Source organism: Candidatus Schekmanbacteria bacterium (assembly GCA_003695725.1).
Taxonomy (GTDB): domain Bacteria; phylum Schekmanbacteria; class GWA2-38-11; order GWA2-38-11; family J061; genus J061.
The window spans coordinates 1-18,639 of sequence record RFHX01000012.1 but is presented as its reverse complement, the minus strand read 5'-3'; the positions used below and the strand labels follow the sequence as shown (position 1 = coordinate 18,639).

Annotated in this window: 19 protein-coding genes; 16 read left to right on the top strand and 3 right to left on the bottom strand. The window is 36.7% G+C overall.

Translation table 11 applies throughout. The annotated features are described in order from the left end of the window. The 12 genes from D6734_00600 to D6734_00545 all read left to right on the top strand — a co-directional run bounded on the left by D6734_00600 (position 1) and on the right by D6734_00545 (position 11,012). Entirely contained in the window at positions 1-1,017 is a 1,017-nt protein-coding gene (locus D6734_00600) for a hypothetical protein (protein RMF98311.1), read from the top strand. Further along, positions 995-2,089, top strand: a complete 1,095-nt coding sequence (waaF, locus tag D6734_00595; protein ID RMF98310.1) for a lipopolysaccharide heptosyltransferase II — start codon at positions 995-997, stop codon at positions 2,087-2,089. The genes D6734_00600 and waaF overlap by 23 nt, the downstream gene beginning before the upstream one ends. Before the next feature lie 142 nt (positions 2,090-2,231). Continuing rightward, complete coding sequence (locus tag D6734_00590; protein ID RMF98309.1) at positions 2,232-2,816, top strand: HAD-IIIA family hydrolase; 585 nt, start codon at positions 2,232-2,234, stop codon at positions 2,814-2,816. Continuing rightward, positions 2,809-3,846 carry a hypothetical protein gene (locus D6734_00585; GenBank protein RMF98308.1) on the top strand — a complete coding sequence of 346 codons (1,038 nt, stop codon included), beginning with the start codon at positions 2,809-2,811 and terminating at the stop codon, positions 3,844-3,846. The genes D6734_00590 and D6734_00585 overlap by 8 nt, the downstream gene beginning before the upstream one ends. Next, positions 3,828-4,322 carry a D-glycero-beta-D-manno-heptose 1-phosphate adenylyltransferase gene (locus tag D6734_00580; GenBank protein RMF98307.1) on the top strand — a complete coding sequence of 165 codons (495 nt, stop codon included), beginning with the start codon at positions 3,828-3,830 and terminating at the stop codon, positions 4,320-4,322. Before D6734_00585 ends, D6734_00580 begins: the two co-directional genes overlap by 19 nt. A 12-nt stretch (positions 4,323-4,334) precedes the next feature. Further along, a complete protein-coding gene (locus D6734_00575; protein RMF98306.1) occupies positions 4,335-4,505 on the top strand; it encodes a Trm112 family protein in 171 nt (56 codons plus the stop codon). 37 nt (positions 4,506-4,542) lie between these two features. After that, entirely contained in the window at positions 4,543-5,322 is a 780-nt protein-coding gene (locus D6734_00570; GenBank protein RMF98305.1) for a glycosyltransferase family 2 protein, read from the top strand. Beyond that, positions 5,291-6,427, top strand: a complete 1,137-nt coding sequence (locus tag D6734_00565; protein ID RMF98304.1) for a glycosyltransferase family 1 protein — start codon at positions 5,291-5,293, stop codon at positions 6,425-6,427. Before D6734_00570 ends, D6734_00565 begins: the two co-directional genes overlap by 32 nt. Beyond that, entirely contained in the window at positions 6,411-7,565 is a 1,155-nt protein-coding gene (locus D6734_00560) for a glycosyltransferase family 1 protein (protein ID RMF98303.1), read from the top strand. Before D6734_00565 ends, D6734_00560 begins: the two co-directional genes overlap by 17 nt. Positions 7,566-7,611: 46 nt before the next feature. Beyond that, on the top strand, positions 7,612-8,688 hold the full coding sequence (locus tag D6734_00555; GenBank protein ID RMF98302.1) for a polysaccharide deacetylase family protein: 1,077 nt from the start codon (positions 7,612-7,614) through the stop codon (positions 8,686-8,688). A gap of 128 nt (positions 8,689-8,816) precedes the next feature. Continuing rightward, on the top strand, positions 8,817-9,701 hold the full coding sequence (locus tag D6734_00550; protein RMF98301.1) for a hypothetical protein: 885 nt from the start codon (positions 8,817-8,819) through the stop codon (positions 9,699-9,701). Positions 9,702-9,863: 162 nt separating this feature from the next. Further along, the gene (locus D6734_00545) at positions 9,864-11,012 is read left to right on the top strand and encodes a glycosyltransferase family 1 protein (protein RMF98300.1); all 1,149 of its coding nucleotides are present in this window, start codon (positions 9,864-9,866) and stop codon (positions 11,010-11,012) included. On the opposite strand, the gene lptF is transcribed toward D6734_00545, so the two are convergent. Further along, positions 10,990-12,189, bottom strand: coding sequence for an LPS export ABC transporter permease LptF (gene lptF / locus D6734_00540; protein ID RMF98299.1), 1,200 nt, complete (start codon positions 12,187-12,189; stop codon positions 10,990-10,992). The two genes, D6734_00545 and lptF, sit on opposite strands and share 23 nt — an antisense overlap. Positions 12,190-12,543: 354 nt before the next feature. Here lptF and D6734_00535 point away from each other — a divergent pair, with 354 nt between their 5' ends. The 3 genes from D6734_00535 to D6734_00525 are packed head-to-tail and all read left to right on the top strand — an operon-like array spanning position 12,544 to position 16,579. Further along, complete coding sequence (locus tag D6734_00535; protein RMF98312.1) at positions 12,544-13,683, top strand: alanine--glyoxylate aminotransferase family protein; 1,140 nt, start codon at positions 12,544-12,546, stop codon at positions 13,681-13,683. A gap of 20 nt (positions 13,684-13,703) precedes the next feature. Next, positions 13,704-15,281, top strand: a complete 1,578-nt coding sequence (locus tag D6734_00530; GenBank protein RMF98298.1) for a phosphoglycerate dehydrogenase — start codon at positions 13,704-13,706, stop codon at positions 15,279-15,281. Between the two features lie 17 nt (positions 15,282-15,298). Then, positions 15,299-16,579, top strand: a complete 1,281-nt coding sequence (locus D6734_00525) for an adenylosuccinate synthase (protein RMF98297.1) — start codon at positions 15,299-15,301, stop codon at positions 16,577-16,579. Positions 16,580-16,594: 15 nt separating this feature from the next. Here D6734_00525 and D6734_00520 read toward each other — a convergent pair whose 3' ends face one another. Then, positions 16,595-17,284, bottom strand: a complete 690-nt coding sequence (locus D6734_00520; GenBank protein ID RMF98296.1) for a YggS family pyridoxal phosphate-dependent enzyme — start codon at positions 17,282-17,284, stop codon at positions 16,595-16,597. A 106-nt stretch (positions 17,285-17,390) separates the two neighbouring features. Between D6734_00520 and D6734_00515 the strand changes: the two genes are divergently transcribed. After that, the gene (locus D6734_00515) at positions 17,391-17,771 is read left to right on the top strand and encodes a hypothetical protein (GenBank protein ID RMF98295.1); all 381 of its coding nucleotides are present in this window, start codon (positions 17,391-17,393) and stop codon (positions 17,769-17,771) included. A 130-nt stretch (positions 17,772-17,901) separates the two neighbouring features. Here the strand turns inward: D6734_00515 and D6734_00510 are convergent, their stop codons facing one another. Next, positions 17,902-18,579, bottom strand: coding sequence for a septal ring lytic transglycosylase RlpA family protein (locus D6734_00510; GenBank protein ID RMF98294.1), 678 nt, complete (start codon positions 18,577-18,579; stop codon positions 17,902-17,904). Positions 18,580-18,639: the final 60 nt, after the last annotated feature.

Sequence of the window (18,639 nt, the reverse complement as noted above, 5' to 3'; positions counted from 1 at the left end):
TTGAGATATGGAATATATCAGTATATAAGTTTCACAAATTTCATTTTCGTGATAAATTTTTCGGTTATGAAAAAAATTCTACAAAAAACGGTCCTATACATAGTACGCTTTATTGGACTTCTGCCATCAACTCTCGTGTACTATCTCTTCTCATTTTTCGCCTATATAACCTTCATAGTTGACAAAAAGCATCGGATAAGGGCGATGGAAAATATTAGGTCTGCATTTCGAAATGAAATGTCGGAAAAAGAGATAAAAAAAAGTGCCTATGAATCTTTCAGAAATATGTTCCTAACCTTTGTGGAGATGTGCAGAATCCCCCGGATAAAGAAAAAAAATCTACATAAATTCATTAGATTTGAAAATTTAGAATATTTTGAAGAGGCATATAAAAGAGGCAAAGGAGTCCTCTTCTGCACTGGCCATTTCGGAAGCTGGGAAATTATGCCCCACTGTTTTGCCTTATGGCACAAGCCATTGCATATCGTTGCCCGCCCATTAGACAGCGATATACTTGATGGCATAGTCAGTTATTTTAGGACTTACTCAGGCAACAGAATCATAAAGAAAAAAAATGCCCTCAAATCAATGGTAAAAATACTCAAAAGTGGAGAAGCGCTTGGCACTTTACATGACCAAAATGTAAAAAGGCGAGAAGGAATCTTTGTCGATTTTTTTGGCAAAGAGGCATGCACAAGCTTTGCTCCTGCCATAATCGCAATAAGGACAGAAGCGGCAATCATCCCGATTTACACTGTAAGAGAAGGAAAAAATAAATTTGTAATGAAGCTTGAGAAGCCAATCATACCTAACACTGACAACAACAGAGATGATGAAATATTCAAGATAACACAAGCTCTTACAAAGAGTCTTGAAGCTATAATCAGAAAATATCCGGGACAATGGTTTTGGGTACATAGAAGATGGAAAACTAAGCCTAAAAAGAATGAAACAGAAAAAGAACGAAGAATGAGAAAAATCAGAAGGCATATAAATGCTGAAAAAAGACAAAGTTAAAAAACTTTTTATCCGCGAATCAAACTGGATTGGCGATGCAGTGATGACACTGCCTGCGCTCAAGGCACTTAGAGAATTTTTCAAAGAAGCACATATTACAATAGGCGCAAAGGAAAGCATAACGACTATTCTGAAAGAGTGCGGCTTAGCAGACAACTATATCACTATCCCGCATCCTGCAAAAGGTCTTGATAAAGCAAGGAAACTGAAGTTGTTAAAAGAATGTGGCAGGGAAAATTTTGATGCGGCAATACTCTTTACCAATTCCTTTGAATCAGCACTCGAGGTTTTCCTTATGAAGATCCCCACCCGCATAGGATATGCGACAGACGGAAGAAGCCTTCTTCTGACACAAGCTGTACCTCTGCCATCCAACTTGGAGGAAATGCATGAAGTCGAATATTTCTCCAATTTGATAAAAAATATTGGCATTGATGTTGATGATGATGAATTAAGGCTCGAACTAAGCAAAAAGGATAAAGAATTTGCAGAATCCTTTTTCAAAGAAAATAATCTTTCGAATAAATTGACAGCTATCATACATACAGGCACTTCAACAAAGGAGAGACAGTGGCATCTTGAAAGATATGCACAAGTATGCAGATATCTTATCGAAAAATATGATGCCGCTGTAATTTTAAGCGGAAGCAAAGATGATATAGAGGACACGAATAAGGTAAAATCTCTTGTAAAAGGGGAAATATTCGATATGGCAGGGAAATTATCTATTTGTCAAACAGCGGCAATAATTGAAAAAGCATCAATTTTCATAGGAAATGACAGTGGGCCTATGCATATTGCCTCTGCACTGAAAACGCCTATTGTTGTGATTTTTGGTCCTGGCAACCATCACAAGACTCATCCCTACACAAAACCTGAACTTTATATACAGGTTAAAAAAGAATTTCAATGCCGTCCCTGTAAACAGAGGTTTTTCAAAGAATGTTCGCCTGCGCCAAGCGGGAAACCTGAATGTATAGAATCAATAGAGGTGAAGGATGTTGTCGATGCCTGTGATAAGATTATCAGCACTTTGGATTTGAATCCAAAACAAAATAGAACCAAACTTTAATTTCCTCTCATAAGCAATGATTCATCTAATTGCCTTCTTTCAAAGATAATTTGGAGAAAATAAGGATATTGTGGAAGATGAAAGCGTAATATGATAGAAAAATGTAAATTTTAAAAAGGATATTTATACAAGGAATAGAGGAATGAAGACAAGAAAACGGGCTGTTTTTATAGACCGCGATGGCACAATGACGGTGGAAGGAGGATATATCAATGATCCCAACAGGTTGACTCTACTTCCTCGTTGTGGAAGGGCTATAAAAAAAATAAATGAAAATGGTATTCTCGCAATTCTTGCTACCAATCAGGCAGGCATAGCAAGAGGATATTTCGATGAAAAAACTCTAAAAGCAACTTTAAAGCGCCTTGAATTCCTGCTTGAGATGGAAGGAGCACATCTTGACGGCATTTATTACTGCTGTCACCATCCTTCTGTGGGAAAACCGCCATACAGGAAAAAGTGCAACTGCCGTAAACCATTGCCGGGAATGCTTCAAAAGGCGGCAAAAGATTTCAATCTTGACCTGTCACAATCTTTCGTAATCGGTGATAAAATTTCAGATGTAGAGCTTGCAAAAAAGGTCAAAGCAAAGTCAGTGGTAGTAAAAACAGGATATGGAGAAGGAGAAATTTGCACAGACAAAATGCAAAAGATTAATCCTGATTTTATTGCAGATGACATATATGACGCAGTAGAATGGATATTGAGTGAGATAAAAAATGATTAAAAAAGATTCTTTAAAGAAAATTCTCAATCGCTTTTCCAAAAAAAGGATTGGGGCAGTCGGTGATTTTATTGCAGATGAGTATATTTACGGTGCAACTGACAGAGTTTCCCGTGAAGCCCCGGTGTTAATTTTGAAATACGACCACGGAGACATCTTTCCCGGAGGATGCGGAAATGCCTGCAACAATCTAAATGCACTCGGCTGTGAAGTTATCCCTTTCGGTGTAATTGGAGACGATGACACAGGAAAGATTCTTCTCAAACAATTTCGAAGCAAAGGCATAAACACAAGCAACCTTTTAAAAGACAAAAAAAGAACGACAGCAAGAAAAACAAGAATACTTGCCGGAGGGCATCATACGGCAAAACAACAGGTAATAAGAATAGATAGGGAAAGCAGATATTTCATCAGCGATTCCATTGAAGCGAAACTTATTGGAAGAATCAAAAAGGAATTGCCAAATTTGGATGCTCTAATCATTTCTGATTACAATTTGGGAGTTATATCAGAAAGATTGATAGAATACATCAATTCCTTAGCAGAAAAAAAAGAAACTATAATCACAGTTGATTCAAGATTCAGATTCAACAGATTTAAAAATATTACAGCTCTGACTCCAAATGAAGTCGAGGCATCGCGGACAACGGGCATTGCCATTGGAGACGACGATGAAAGTCTTATAAAATGCGGAAATGCGCTATTTGACATTACAAACCCTGATGCTTTGCTTATCACAAGAGGAAGGCGCGGGATGTCTCTTTTTGAAAAGAATGGCACAATAACAAGCATCGATGTCTATGGAAAGGATGAGATATCCGATGTAACTGGTGCTGGAGACACAGTAATAAGCGCTTTCACTCTTGCCCTTGCAAGCGGCGCAACCTTTAGGGAAGCAATGATGATTTCAAACTATGCAGGAGGAATTGTAGTAATGAAAAGCGGCACCGCAACAGTAACAAAAGCTGAATTGCTTGCCGCTATCAAGGATGTAGAAGCGACTCCAAAAATAAAATGTCTAAAGAAAAGATAAAAACCCTTGATGAATTGAAGGATATCGTGTCAAAACTTCGTGCAGAAGGGAAAACCATAGTCCTTTCAAATGGATGTTTTGACATTCTTCATGTAGGCCATATAAGATATCTTATGGGCGCAAAAAAAGAAGGCGATATTCTTATTACCGCCCTCAACAGCGATTCTTCGTCTGAGGCGCTTAAAGGGAAAGGCAGGCCTATAATTCCTTTAAATGAAAGAATGGAAATAATCTCTGCAATAGAGTGTGTTGACTTTGTAACATATTTCGAGGAAACTAATGTAGTAAACATACTTTTAGCCTTGAAACCCGATGTGCATGCAAAAGGGACTGATTATACAGTCGATACAGTGCCTGAAAGAGAAACAGTCAAAAGCTATGGAGGAAGAATTGCAATCGTTGGAGACGAAAAAAACCATTCCTCAACGGAGATTCTTGAAAGCATAAAAAAAACAAATCAAAAGAAATTGTTATAAAAGGAGCTTGTTATGGCATTAGACAAAGAATTGCTCGATATTCTTGCATGCCCCCAATGCAAGGGAGACATTCATTTGAATGAGTCGGAAGACGGTTTGATATGCGACAATTGTAAGCTTCTCTACGAAATCAAAGACGATATTCCAATTATGCTTCCTGAAGAGGCAAAAAAGCTGGAATAGTTGATTTTTCATTTTAATGTTTAGTGCCAAGTGTTAAGTGACAGGCAAAAATAAAAAGATAAGCGCTGTCGTAATTACCTTTAATGAAGAAGAAAATATTGAAGAATGCCTAAAATCCCTTTTATGGACAGATGAAATAATCATAGTTGATTCATTCAGCAACGACAATACTGTAGAAATAGCAAAAAGATATACATCCAAAATCTATCAAAAAGTCTTCTCAGGACATATCGAGCAAAAAAACTTTGCCCTTTCTCTTACAAATTACGAATGGATTATTTCATTAGATGCAGATGAAAGGATAAGTAATGGATTAAAGAATGAAATAATTGAGACAATCAATTCGCCTTCTTCCTGTAATGGATATTTTATTAAGCGTGAAAACTATTATTTGGGGAAAAAGATAAATCACAGCGGATGGAATCCTGATTACAAACTTCGACTTTTCAAGAAAGAGTATGCCAAATGGGATGGAATCAATCCTCATGACAGCATTTCCCTTGAAGGGAAAAAAGGATATTTGAAAAATCCTATTATCCATTACACCTACAAAAATCTAACACAGCACTTTTCACAAATTGATTATTTTTCATCTATAGGCGCAAAGGAGTATTATTCAAAAAAGAAACAATGCCGCTTTTATCATCTCCTTCTTCTCCCCTTCATTACTATATTCAAAAAGCTTATCATAAAAGGAGCTTTTCTTGATGGAAGTAGAGGAATTATGATTTCTATGGCTACGGTATTTTCGGAGTTTTTAAAATATGCAAAATTATGGGAATTGAATGAAAGAGAAAGAAGAAGCAAAAAAACTTAGAATTCTTCACATCAACGCTGAAAAGGAATATAGAGGCGGCGAAATGCAGACTCTTCTTTTGTCAAAGAAACTCATAGAAAGGGGGCATCAAAATATTATCTGCTGTCAGCCTGAAAGCGGCATTGAAAAGGAATGCAATAAAGCAAAAGTGCCTTTCTTCACCGTAAAAATGAAATCAGACGCAGACATTATCGCGGCTTTCAAGATAATGAGATGGATATCCAATAATACCATCGATATTATTCATACCCATAATCCACGCGCGCTTGCTATGGGATTTTTCATAAAACTCTTAAATTTTGGAATTCCACACATTTACACGAGAAGAATTGATTTCCCTTTAAAGAGTGGTGTTTTATCAATGATGAAATATAACAGAGGAGCGGACAAAATCATTGCGCTATCCAATTCAGTCAAGGATTCACTTTTGAAAGGAGGCGTCGATGAAAATAAGATTGTATTGATTCGAGGTGGTATAGAAAAAGAGAGATTTCAAAAAAAAAATTTGTCATATAGTATAAAAGAAGAATTTTCTCTCCCCAATGACGCTTTCATACTCGGCACAGTAAGTCATCTTTCAAAGCACAAGGGACATTCACTTCTTTTGGAAGCAGTGGAAAAGATTGCTCAAAAGGGAAAAAATGTCTTTCTCATTATCGTTGGTGAAGGTCCTCTAAAAAAGGAATTGAAACTGGAATGCAGAAAAAGAAATATTGAAGAAAGAGTAAAATTTGCGGGGTTCAGGAAGGATGTGGAAAACCTTATTTCTCGATTCTATATTCTTATACATCCCACAATCGAAGGTGAAGGTTCACCCTCAGCAATCAAAGAGGCGATGATTTGCGGCATCCCTGTCATTGCATCCGATATACCTCCAATAAGAGAAATAATAAGGGATAAAGTAGAAGGTATACTCGTCAAGGCAGGAAAAAGTGAAGAAATTGAAAAAGGCATTCTCTCTTTAATCGATAATCCAACTCTTCGTCAAAAACTTTCACAGGCGGCGCTCAAAAAAGCTGAGAAAGAATTTGACTTAGATGAAGCAGTGTTAAGGACGGAACATCTTTATTATGAAGTTTTGAAAAACTATGAATCTTATAAATAATTCATCGGCTAAGGGATTGAAGATTGCCTTTGTCCACTCTAAATATTCAACTGTAGGAGGGACTGAAAAGTATCTTTTCAGAATTACAAAGGAATTGTCGAAACGAGGCGCTTGTGTTGATTATTATACTTCTAAAATCGAAACTGAGCCGATCAAAGGTATTCATATCCATAAAATTGGTGCAATAAAAAAACCGGCATCAGCATTTCTTCTCTCTTTTCTATTGACCTCATCATCAGCCCTGAAAAACAAGAAATACGACATTATTCAATCATCAGGAAAAACAATTCCCGCCAATATATATAGATTAGGAGGAGGATTACATAACGATTATATCTCCAATAAAGGAGGAGGAATATCATCTTTCAGTTTTCACAGTTTGATGGTTCGACTCATTGAGAAAAATATATTCAGCAGAAAAAAATTCAGAAAACTGATTGCTCCTTCAAAGAGAATCAAAAGTCTTCTTGTAAGAAAATATTTTATTGAAGAAGAAAAAATAGAAGTGCTCTACAATCCCATCCTCATAGATATCGTCTCTGAGGAAGAAAGGCAAAAACGAAGGAAATCTTTTAGGAGTGCTCATAATATAGGTGAAGATTCTTTGTGTTATCTTTTCGCCGCAGGAAATTTTTCTTTAAAGGGATTGAAGGAATTGATAAATGCTTATTCATTCCTTCCTGACGAAATAAAAAATAAAAGCTATGTCATAGTTGCAGGAGGCGGCAATAAAAAAAGATATTTATCCTTGTTGAAAGAAAGAAAGATCGAAGATAGATTTATCTTTCTTGGCAAAATTACAGACGAAATGCAGGATATTTATTCATCTGGAGATATACTAGTTCATCCCACTCATTATGACCCTTTCTCTAATGTATGCCTTGAAGCAATGGCTTATGGGATTCCTGTAATTACAACAGCCATAAATGGATTTTCTGAAATCATTGAAAACGGCAGTGAAGGATATGTAGTTTCGAAACCTGATGATATCGTGGAAATTTCAAATTTGATGAATGAATTGGCAAAAGATGAAATTAGAAAAGAGATGTCAAAAAGATGTAAATCAAAATCAGGAAATTTTGATATTGATAAACATATGAATTGCCTTATCAACATCTACAATGAGGTAAAAGATTGAATAAAAGAGATGTCTTATAAATTTTAATTTTGAATCTTCAAAAAAAATGATGATTCCTGTTCTTACATATCATTCAATAAGCCAGTATTCCAAAATTACTCCTACTTGTTTTGAAGAACATTTGAAATTCCTATTGAATTCAGGATACTCATTTCGATTTGCAAGCGAACTTCCAGAAAAAATTAACAATGCAAAAGCAACCTCCAAAGAAATAGCAATGACAATCGATGATGGGTATTATGATGTATATGAATATGTTTTTCCTTTGATTAAGAAATATGGAGTAAAGATTACAGTTTTTTTGATAACTTCAAGAATAGGCAATCACGATGGCGAGGTTTTGGATGCTCATAAAGCTCATCAACAATATATAGAAAAGCAGAAAAAAAGTGGTTTTCTAAATATTGACAACATAATTGAAATGCAAAAATCAGGAATAGTTGAATTTCAATCCCATAGCCACAGCCACCTACTCCATTATTCAAACAATAAGATTCATTCCTTCTATAATCCTGATTTCATTCATCACTGGTCATTGCCCTATGCGGCAAATCATTATCTTGTGACAGGAATGCCTTTATATCGCCTTTATCCATCCCTTGCCTTCAAAAGATTTTTGCCGTCAAAAAAATCATTAAGAAGAGTATCGGAAAAATGTAAAGAGATTCTTGCGGAGAAGAATCTACCTTCAAATTGGGAGAAGGTTGAAAAAAAACTCCATATCTTTTGTAAAAGAGAGAAGAATAATTATCTATCTGATGATGAATCAATGGAATCAGAAAGCAATTACATTAAACGAATAAAAAATGATTTGAAAAGGTCAAAAGAACTCATAGAAGAAATTGTATCCGCAAGAGTCGAACTAATGAGTCTCCCATGGGGAGTCTACAACAGTGCCCTTTTGCAGATTGCGGAAGAAGTTGGCTATAAATTGGCATTTTCTCTCGAAAGCAAAAGAAAAACATCTTTTTTATATCCTCGCATTGTAATCAATAAAGGGAATATTCAAGAATTAGAGAAAAGACTTTCGCCTATAAACGGTTTCTTCAAAAAGGTATCCTATTTTTTCATCGATTCTCAAAAGAATTATTGGTCGCCTCAAAAGGAAAAGAAGGAAAATTGAAAATCCATATTTCTTTTACATAAAATTAACATATTAAATCTTGACACTTTTATTCAAGAAAAATAACAAAAAGAGTGTAGGAGGAAGATAAACCCTTCATAAAAAATTTTTTTTTAAAGGAGGCAAATATGGAGACTAAATGTCTTATATGCAGTAAAGAAATAAAAATCAAAGACGCAATGGAATTGAATGAAAAGTATTTTTGTTCTTCCACTTGCTTATCCAAATATAGAGAAGAGATAGGTGAAAGGCAGTTTGACAAAGAGAGTCTTGCTACCTTCGAGAAGAAAAAAAGCTCGGGATGGATTCCTGAAAGAGCTTTAAAGTATATCCATATGTGCCAAAGCTGTAATAAAAAGTTGAGAGAAACCTGCAAAAGTCTTGAAGCCGTATCTGGGGCAAGCCGTTTTAAAATAGCAAAAACAGAAACAATGGAATGGTGTTGTCATGCAAGATTCAATCTTAGTTCTGCTCTTGCTGACGGCACTGTGCCAATAGAAACAGCGCAAAAGGTTCAAAAACTTGCAGAAGACATTGCAAAAGACCCCTCCCTTGCAGATAAAATAGTTCGTCCTGATTCATTGAAGAAGAAACTGCAGAAGCCGGACGGTCTTCACGGAATTACAACAGTCCTCTATGACCTTGCATTTGCAGAACTTGCAGTAAATACAGAATACAAAAAACTTGAAGAAAATCCTCCTGCAGTAGAAGGAGAGAATATGTTTCACTATGCCGCATGTCTCGAGTGCGACCCTGTATTTGGAGCAGAATGCGAAGAGCAAGCTGTTGAAAAGGAAGTGAATGAATGTGTTGACAAAGTACAGGCAATGACCAATTCACTTTGGTGCCAGCATGCTCTTCATTCGATGTCAGCTCTGCTTCTGAACAAGAATGTAGATGATGAGAGGATGAAGGGCTTGATAAATTTAGCAGAAAAGGTTGCTGAAGAAAAGGGTCATCCGGGAGTTACAACAAGTGATATGTTCATTGCTTTAGGAAGAGCCGCCACCTAAGATTTTCAAGGGGGTTCAGGATTTTAAAACTACCCTCTGATTGCTTTAAAGCCTGACCCCTTTCTATTACACTCTTGCCGTTTATCTCCAAAAGGCGATATACTTGCCAAAAAAGCAAATAACTGGCATCTTGATTTTGTCAGAATCAATCTTTGAATCGCTATGGAGAAAATAAAACCGATAAAAGTTCTTCATACAATAAGCGTGAAAAACCTTACAGGCGCCGCGCAACCGCTTTTTCTCCTTCTTAAGGAATTGAATTCTAAAGATGAAGTAAAAGTTTCTGTAATATCGCCTGTATCGAAAGGGAATCTATCTGACAAATTGAGAAATGAAGGCTTTCGCCTCTATAAAAACATCGACCTCTACTCAGGAAAATCACCTCTCGCTCTTATGTCAGAAGTATACAATCTTGCAAAACTGATTGATATAAAAGGTATCGATATAATCCACTCGCATCTTTCACATGACAATTGGGTAAGCGCTTTTGCCTCGATGCTATCGAAACGAAAACCACCTGTCATAAGGACGCTCCATAACAGCAAATCAACGGTAAAAAGAAGCAATTATAGGATTCTTTATAATAATCTTAATTCAAAGCTCATATGTATTTCAGACATTCTTAAAGCGAAACTCATAGAAAACTATAGTTCATTGGCTTCAAAAACCTTATCAATCCATGCATCAGTTGACACAAGCAGGTTCAACAAAGACATTTCATCTGATAGCTTTCTCAACAAATTCAAACTTAAAAAGGAGGACGGAATAATTGGAATGGTAGCCCGCTTCAAAAAAGGGAGAGGGCATAATGAATTGATTTCACTCTTCAAAAAGGTCTTGAATAATTTCCCCAAAGCAAAGCTTTTACTGATTGGAAAAGGTGAAGAAAAGAAACGAATGGAAAAGGCTGTAGTTGAACTAAATATCAGTAATTCTGTAATATTCACAGGTTATCTCAAAGACGAGCTTCCAAAAGCTTACCGTGCTATGACTGCAGCTTGCGTCCTTGAAGAAGGAAATGACGGCAGTATGAGGACCATACTTGAATCAATGGCATGCGGCACTCCTGTAATATCACTTAACAAGGGCTCTGCCGCTGAAATCATCTCCAACGAAAAAACAGGATTTATTGCAAACAATTTAGATGAACTGGAAAAGCATATTACCACACTTTTAGCCAATCAAAATCTTGCTCTTTCAATGGGTGAAAAGGCATCGAAATTTATCAAAGAAAACTACTCGCCTCCATTAGAAGCTGAAAAACATATAAAGGTCTATCAGGAAATACTCAGAAATCCTTCTGTCCGATAATCTTTTCATTGAACCGTTCAATAGCCGCAGAAATTCTCTGTGAAAGTTCAAGTATCCATGAGCTTTTATCTCGCGATACCCTTTCAAAAAGATATAGTCCAATGGCAAAAAAGATTAAATCAGGAAACCAAGTGCTTATTACCGGATTCAAGACTCCCTCCTCTCCCATTCGTTTGCCGCCCATAAAAACGACAAAAAAGATTATCATAAGAAGAATGCATATCACATATCCCGGCTCACGGCTGCTTCGTTGAAAGATGATTCCAAAGGGGATTCCAAGAATTCCAAATACAAGACACATAAAGGGTATTGCAAATTTCTGATTCAAACTGATAAGGATTGTATTATATTCACTATCACCTTCATTGTATTTGGAAAGCTCCCCAATAAGACTATTCACGGACATCATTCTATAGGATTTCTTCATAGTATTGTTAATCTGTTTCGATAAATCAATTCTAAAATCAAAATCTTCAAAACGAAGCATTCGATATTCATTAGTTACATCTCCTCTGATATGGATTGTGCCATCTTCAAGAGCAATCTTGGTATATGAACCTTCCCCTGATGAAGGCAAAATTTTTCCTTTTCTCGCAAAAATTACTTTTTTGTGCTTCTCATCCCTGCTATCAGAAATCAGCACTCCCTTTAACTTCCCATTCGAATCGATATCTTCAGCATAAATGACAAGCCCCTCTGTTATCTCATTAAACATTACCGGCTTAAGCCCAATCGTTGCGCTCGAGCGCAAAACTTCAATGGATTGCTCCTTGAATCTCTCATATGCGCGCGGTGCTACATCTGTCATAATGATTGTAGCGGCAAGCCAGCATATGGCTGAAAAAAATATAACGGGTCTCGCAATGCGGTAAAGACTTATTCCTGACGCTTTCAAGGCATCTATCTCCCTGTCGGATGACAATCTCACCATAGCTGAAATTACAGCGAAAAAAAGGGCAATCGGGATAATGAATCCTAAAAATTGCGGAACGATATAACTTATCATCAACACCATATTGATAAACCCCGCACCCTTATTTATAAGCAATTCCATCAAGGTGCCCAGATTCCCCAAAACAACGAGCATCGTGCAAATGAGCAGAAGAGAAAGAAAGGGGACAATAATCTCACTAAAAATGTAGCGGTCTAAAACATTTATTTTGAATGAAAACCTCATTTCAATTTCTCTGTCTCAATTTTTTGATACCAAGAGTACTTTTCTTTTATCTAAACTTCAAATGAGCAAAATACAATGATTGGCTATCTCAATGCAATATTTTTTTAGGGTAAAAAGGAAGAAATCCTGAACATTTTTGCCATTTGCTTCAAAAAATGCATATTTTGAATTTCAAATCTCCCTTATGACCTAATAACCTATTGATTAATAAGATATATTTTTCAGCATACTTTGCTATTCCTTTATCTCTTGACATGGTTATACGGCTCTGATAATTTTCATTTTCAGTTTCAAAAATTCTGGCTAATCGATGAAGTAAAACAGTAAATTTTGGATGTGGAGGATTAGATGAAAATGGTTATCAAGGATTATTTGCTGGCACCCGGTCCAACTCCTGTTCCGCCTGATGTTTTATTGAGAATGGCTGAACCGATTATTCACCATAGAGCACCCGTATTTTCTGAACTCTTTGAAAGAGTAAGAGAAGGCTTAAAATATGTATTTCAAACAAAAAACGATGTTATCGTTCTTGCATCATCAGGTACAGGCGCTATGGAAAGCGCAATTGTAAATACATTGTCATCTGGAGACAAGGCATTAGTTGTAAACGGAGGAAAGTTTGGCGAAAGATGGGGGCTCATATGTAAAACATATGGTGTAAATCCTATTATAGTCGATGTCGAATGGGGAAAAGCTGTTGATCCACAGATTGTCGAAGACCATCTCAAAAAAGACCCGGAAATCAAAGCTGTATGTGTTCAGGCATCTGAAACATCGACAGGTGTAAAGCACGATGTAGAAGCACTTGGGAAAATTGTGGCTCAAAGAGAAAACACCATTCTGATAGTTGATGGAATAACAGGTATAGGTGTTTTCGATATAAAAACTGATGAATGGAATCTCGATGTCGTTGCAGGCGGCTCACAAAAAGCCTTTATGCTTCCGCCGGGGCTTGCCTTCATTACATTGAGCGACAAAGCATGGAAATTTGCAGAAACTTCGAATCTTCCAAAGTTCTATTTTGACCTTAAAAAGGAAAGAAAAAATCATCTCAAAAATCAAACATCATATACTCCAGCTGTCTCACTGATTATGGGACTCGACCAAGTCTTGACAAGAATCAAAGAGGAAGGACTTGAAAATGTTTTTGCACGCCATCAGAAACTCGCCTTAGCCACTAGGGAAGCAATGAAAGCTTTAGGGCTTGAACTTTTGGCTGACCAACCAAGTGATGCAGTAACAGCAGTCAAAGCTCCTGAAGGAATAAGCGGCGGGGATATTGTAAAAACACTTCGCAACAAATATCGTATGACGATTGCCGGTGGACAAGAACATCTAAAGGGGAAAATTTTTAGGATTGCTCATCTTGGCTATTCTGACCAATTCGATGTAGTAAATGCTGTCTCCGCTGTAGAACAAACTTTGAAGTCTTTAGGTTATCCTGTTGAATTGGGGAAAGGCGTTCAAAAAGCCCTCGAAATTCTTGGAAACTAAAAATAAAAGGAAATTGAATAATGAAGGTATTAATCAGTGATAAAATTTCGCCCGAAGCTATTGAGATTTTCAAGAAAAACGGGAAGATAGAAGTTGATTACAATCCTGAAATAAGCCATGAAGATTTAATCAAAGAAATTGGAAAATACAGTGCTCTTGTAATTAGAAGCAGAACAAAGGTTAAAGCTGATGTAATAGAAAAAGCAGACAATCTCAAAGTGATTGGGAGAGCTGGAATCGGTGTTGACAATGTCGATATAGATGCCGCAACATCGAAGGGTATTCTTGTAATGAATACTCCCGGAGGAAACACTGTAACAACTGCTGAACATGCCCTTTCTATGATGATGTCGCTTGCAAGGAAAATTCCCTTTGCCTGCGCTTCTATGAAAGAAGGAAAATGGGAAAAGTCTAAATTTATGGGTGTCGAACTTTTCAATAAAACCTTAGGCATCATAGGGATGGGAAGAATTGGTTCTATCGTTGCTTCAAGAGCAAATGGCTTGAAGATGAAAGTTATAGCATACGACCCTTACCTATCCGAGGAAAGCGCTCAAAAACTCAATGTCCAGCTCGTAAATCTCGATGAACTTTTGGAAAAATCAGATTTCATCACCATACACACTCCTCTCAATGAAGCAACAAAACATATAATAGGAAGGGAAGCCCTTAAAAAAGTAAAAAAAGGCGTAAGAATTATCAACTGCTCGAGAGGCGGGACTGTTGATGAAGATGCACTGCTTGAAGCTCTGAATGATGGGCGTGTAGCAGGTGCGGCGCTCGATGTCTTCGAAGAAGAGCCGCCAAAAAAATTAGACATTGTAAAACATGAAAATGTTATCTGCACACCTCATCTTGGAGCTTCCACTGTTGAAGCGCAATCAAATGTAGCAATAGCAATAGCTGAGCAAATCTCCGATTATCTCCTAAACGGCACGATTAGAAATGCTGTCAACTTCCCATCTATTGAACCGCAACTCGCAGAAAAGACCAACATCTTCATCGAATTAGGAGATAAACTTGGCAGCTTTGTATCTCAGATTGCAGAAGGCAGATTCAAGGAAATCAACATTGAATACAGCGGTGAAGTTACTGAGCTCAACACTAGTCCTATTACAGCAAGTATAGTACAGGGTGTATTGAAGCAGATATTGAAAAGCGCCAATCCTGTCAATTCGCTTCTCCTTGCAAAAGAAAGAGGAATAAAGATTGCTGAAACAACATTGAGCGAGCAAAAGGTATTTGCAAACCTAATATCAGTCAAACTCACTACTGACAAAGAAGCATATTCTGTTGCAGGTTCAGTTTTTCATCAAAATATGCTAAGAATAGTAAAAATTGGAGAATACTTTCTTGAAGCTCCTGCGGCTGGTACAATGTTGGTCTTCTCCAACTATGACAAACCCGGTGTAATAGGAAGAGTGGGAACAATAATGGGCGAAGCAAACATCAATATAGCAGGAATGATTCTCGGAAGGTCAGCACCCGGAAAAGAAGCTCTTTCCATTGTAAATGTTGATAATGAAATACCTGAATCAGTTGTTGAAAAAATAAAGCAACTCCCAAACGCCCTCAGCGTTAAGGTGGTCAAGTTATAAATCAGGATATTACGAGAATGGCAAATACATTAGTAATCGGCTCACAATGGGGCGATGAAGGGAAAGGCAAGATAGTTGACCTCATAAGTGAAAAATCAGACATCATTTGCAGATATCAGGGAGGTCCAAACGCAGGCCATACAGTTGTAATTGGAGACCAAAAATTTATATTCCATCTTCTTCCTTCCGGTATTCTTCATCGAGGGAAAAAGTGTGTCATAGGTAATGGTGTTGTAATAGACCCGGCAACAATGGAAGAAGAAATCTCTATGATTGAAAAATCGGGGATTACCATAAACGACAATCTCAAAATAAGCGGCAACGCCCATATCATAATGCCTTATCACAAGATTTTAGACCAGCAGAATGAAACAAAGAAAGGAAAATCTAAAATTGGGACGACAATGCGCGGTGTTGGTCCTGCCTACACTGACAAGGTAAGCAGAATGGGAATTCGTGTTTGGGATATTCTCGATGAAAAAATTTTTATGGAAAAGATAAAGGCAAACTTGGAAGAAAAGAATTTTATAATTACCAATCTTTACAACCAACCGCCATTAGAGGAAAAAAAGATTTTCGATGATTATATGAAATACAAAGAGCGAATCGAGAAGCACATAGTAGATGCCTCTCTCTACTTGAAGGAGGCAATCAACAAAGGATTGTCTATCATCTTTGAAGGCGCTCAGGGTACAATGCTTGACATCGACCATGGAACTTATCCATTTGTTACATCTTCCAACACAACCGTGGGCGGTGTGTTGACAGGATTGGGAATTCCTCCTCGTTATATCAATAACATTCTCGGAATAGCAAAAGCATATACCACAAGAGTAGGTGCAGGTTTTTTCCCAACAGAATTGAATGATGCTGATGGAGATGCATTATGTGATATCGGCGCTGAATTTGGAGCCACTACGGGGAGGCAAAGGCGTTGCGGATGGCTCGACCTCGTTGTCCTGAAATATGCTGTATGGGTAAATGGAATCAATTCCTTTGCAATAACAAAACTCGATGTCCTTGACAATTTCAGCGAGATAAAAGTCTGTATAGCATACGATATAGATGGAGAAAGAGTAACCGACTATCCAACAAATCCGTCTGCAGCAAACAAAATAAAACCTATTTACAAAACTTTCAAAGGGTGGAAGAAGGAAATCAAAGGGATAACTGAATATTCAAAACTTCCTCCTGAATGCAGAGACTATCTCGAATTTATTGAAGAATATACCGGCTGTAAAATAAAGATTATTTCAACTGGTGTTGAAAGAAACGATGTCATTATGGTCAATAACTAACTGTTGACTTCACTTCTATCCTCTTTGTCCAAAGATCAGAGTTCCCACTCTTACAATTGTCGCACCTTCCTCAATGGCGACTTCAAAATCATTTGACATTCCCATTGAAAGCTCTTTCATCTCAATGCCTTCAACATTTATCGAATTTATTTCATCCCTTAATTCTCTCAGTTCGATAAAATATCTTCTTGAATCTTCAGGATCTGTACTGAATGGAGGCATTGTCATTAGCCCTTCAACAGAAATATTTCTTAATTTTCCTATCTCGGTGATTTCTTCAATGAGACTCTCTTTTGAAAATCCATATTTGCTTTCTTCTCCTGAAAGATTTACTTCAAGAAGTATCTTTTGCTTTATCCCTTTCACTCCTGCGCGTTTGTCGATTTCCTTACAAAGCTTCAAAGAATCGACTGCCTCGATGAAATCAAAATTACCTACTGCATATTTTACTTTGTTTGTTTGAAGATGTCCTATAAAATGCCAGCTTACTTTTTTTGTGAAGGATTCAATCTTTTTTACTGCCTCCTGAATATAATTCTCACCGAATATCCGTGCTCCTGCATCATAGGCTTCTTCAATCTTCTCCAAAGGAAATGTTTTAGAAACAGCCACAAGAGTTATTTCAGAAGGATTTCTACCTGTTTTAATAGCGCTCTTTTCAATTCTATCTAAAACCTTTTTATAGTTTTCTAAAATAGCAGACATATAATTCTCCCCTTTTTCTTCAATAGAGTATTTGACATATTCTTAAAATATGTTTCTTAAATATCAACAATTAAAATAATAAATTATTTTCTTTAGGAGAATAATTATGGCAAGCAAAAAAATAAAAATTACATTTGAGAATTTTTCAATAACCGGATTATTGCACGAAACATCAACAGCAGAAAAAATTTTAAAAGCACTTCCCATAAAATCAAAGGCAAACCTTTGGGGTGACGAAATTTACTTCTCTGTAAATATTGATGATAAACTTGATGAAACAGCAAAGGAAGAAGTGAATGAAGGCGATATCGGTTTTTGGCCTGAAGGTCCTGCCCTTTGCTTCTTCTTTGGACCTACACCAATTTCGCCTCCCGGAAAAATCCTTCCGGCAAGCGCAGTAAATATAGTAGGCAAACTGGAAGGTGACCTATCGCAACTAAGAACTGTAAAAAATGCAGAAACTATAAGGATAGAATTGGAAGAATAACAAAGGTTTGAAGAATATTTTCTCACATAAGGATGATAAAGCTCTACCCTTGATTGAGAATGAAACTTAAAAGGTAAAGTTGAAAGAACAACTTTTAAATTCTGGCAATAGTAATTCGAATTGTGAAATCCTATTTATTTGAAACAATGAAGGCGTCAAATCCCTCTTTTGAAAGCTTCTTCATAACATTATTAGCTGAATTTGGCGTCTTGAAGTGTCCAACTTTAACCCTATAATAAGTATTCTTTCCATCGTTATATTTTTCTATAAAAGCTGACCCATACTTTTTTGCAAGTTTATTTTTTAATCGGACTGCATTTTTCTTATAAATGAAGGAGCCAACCTGAATTGAATAGTCCCCTATCCATCTTTTTTTCTTTACATTGGCTTCTATCAATACTTCAGTTAATCCTTCTTTGGCAAATCCTAATTTCTTTGCCGCTCCATAACTCAAATCAATAATTCTTCCTTTTACAAAGGGACCTCTGTCATTTATTCTTAGAACAATACTTCTGCCGTTTCTCAAATTTGTAACTTTACAAACAGTCCCCAAAGGGAGTGTCTTATGTGCCGCACTTATGCCATACATATCATAAACTTCACCGCTTGCAGTAAGTCGTCCATGAAATTTCTTTCCATACCACGATGCTATTCCTCTTTCACGGTATGTAACCTTTGATACTTTTTTTGTTTCTTTCTTTTCAGGAATAGATATAGCGCAAGATAAAAAAGATAATATAGAAAGGATACACAAAAATCGTTTAATGTCTTTCTGCAGACGGATATTTTTTGAAATGGAGTTCTTCATCTATAAATTTCTGTTTGTTAAAGCCTGTAACAACTCTAAAAATGAGAGAATAGCTATACC

Coding starts and splice junctions, on each gene's coding strand:
- D6734_00555 (RMF98302.1), top strand. CDS start 7,612: ATGATGATTCCTGTTCTTACATATCATTCAATAAGCCAGTATTCCAAA.
- D6734_00510 (RMF98294.1), bottom strand. CDS start 18,579: ATGAAGAACTCCATTTCAAAAAATATCCGTCTGCAGAAAGACATTAAA.
- D6734_00545 (RMF98300.1), top strand. CDS start 9,864: ATGGAGAAAATAAAACCGATAAAAGTTCTTCATACAATAAGCGTGAAA.
- D6734_00590 (RMF98309.1), top strand. CDS start 2,232: ATGAAGACAAGAAAACGGGCTGTTTTTATAGACCGCGATGGCACAATG.
- D6734_00525 (RMF98297.1), top strand. CDS start 15,299: ATGGCAAATACATTAGTAATCGGCTCACAATGGGGCGATGAAGGGAAA.
- D6734_00560 (RMF98303.1), top strand. CDS start 6,411: ATGAATCTTATAAATAATTCATCGGCTAAGGGATTGAAGATTGCCTTT.
- D6734_00585 (RMF98308.1), top strand. CDS start 2,809: ATGATTAAAAAAGATTCTTTAAAGAAAATTCTCAATCGCTTTTCCAAA.
- lptF (RMF98299.1), bottom strand. CDS start 12,189: ATGAGGTTTTCATTCAAAATAAATGTTTTAGACCGCTACATTTTTAGT.
- D6734_00535 (RMF98312.1), top strand. CDS start 12,544: ATGGTTATCAAGGATTATTTGCTGGCACCCGGTCCAACTCCTGTTCCG.
- D6734_00550 (RMF98301.1), top strand. CDS start 8,817: ATGGAGACTAAATGTCTTATATGCAGTAAAGAAATAAAAATCAAAGAC.
- D6734_00515 (RMF98295.1), top strand. CDS start 17,391: ATGGCAAGCAAAAAAATAAAAATTACATTTGAGAATTTTTCAATAACC.
- D6734_00580 (RMF98307.1), top strand. CDS start 3,828: ATGTCTAAAGAAAAGATAAAAACCCTTGATGAATTGAAGGATATCGTG.
- D6734_00575 (RMF98306.1), top strand. CDS start 4,335: ATGGCATTAGACAAAGAATTGCTCGATATTCTTGCATGCCCCCAATGC.
- D6734_00530 (RMF98298.1), top strand. CDS start 13,704: ATGAAGGTATTAATCAGTGATAAAATTTCGCCCGAAGCTATTGAGATT.
- D6734_00520 (RMF98296.1), bottom strand. CDS start 17,284: ATGTCTGCTATTTTAGAAAACTATAAAAAGGTTTTAGATAGAATTGAA.
- waaF (RMF98310.1), top strand. CDS start 995: ATGCTGAAAAAAGACAAAGTTAAAAAACTTTTTATCCGCGAATCAAAC.
- D6734_00565 (RMF98304.1), top strand. CDS start 5,291: ATGAAAGAGAAAGAAGAAGCAAAAAAACTTAGAATTCTTCACATCAAC.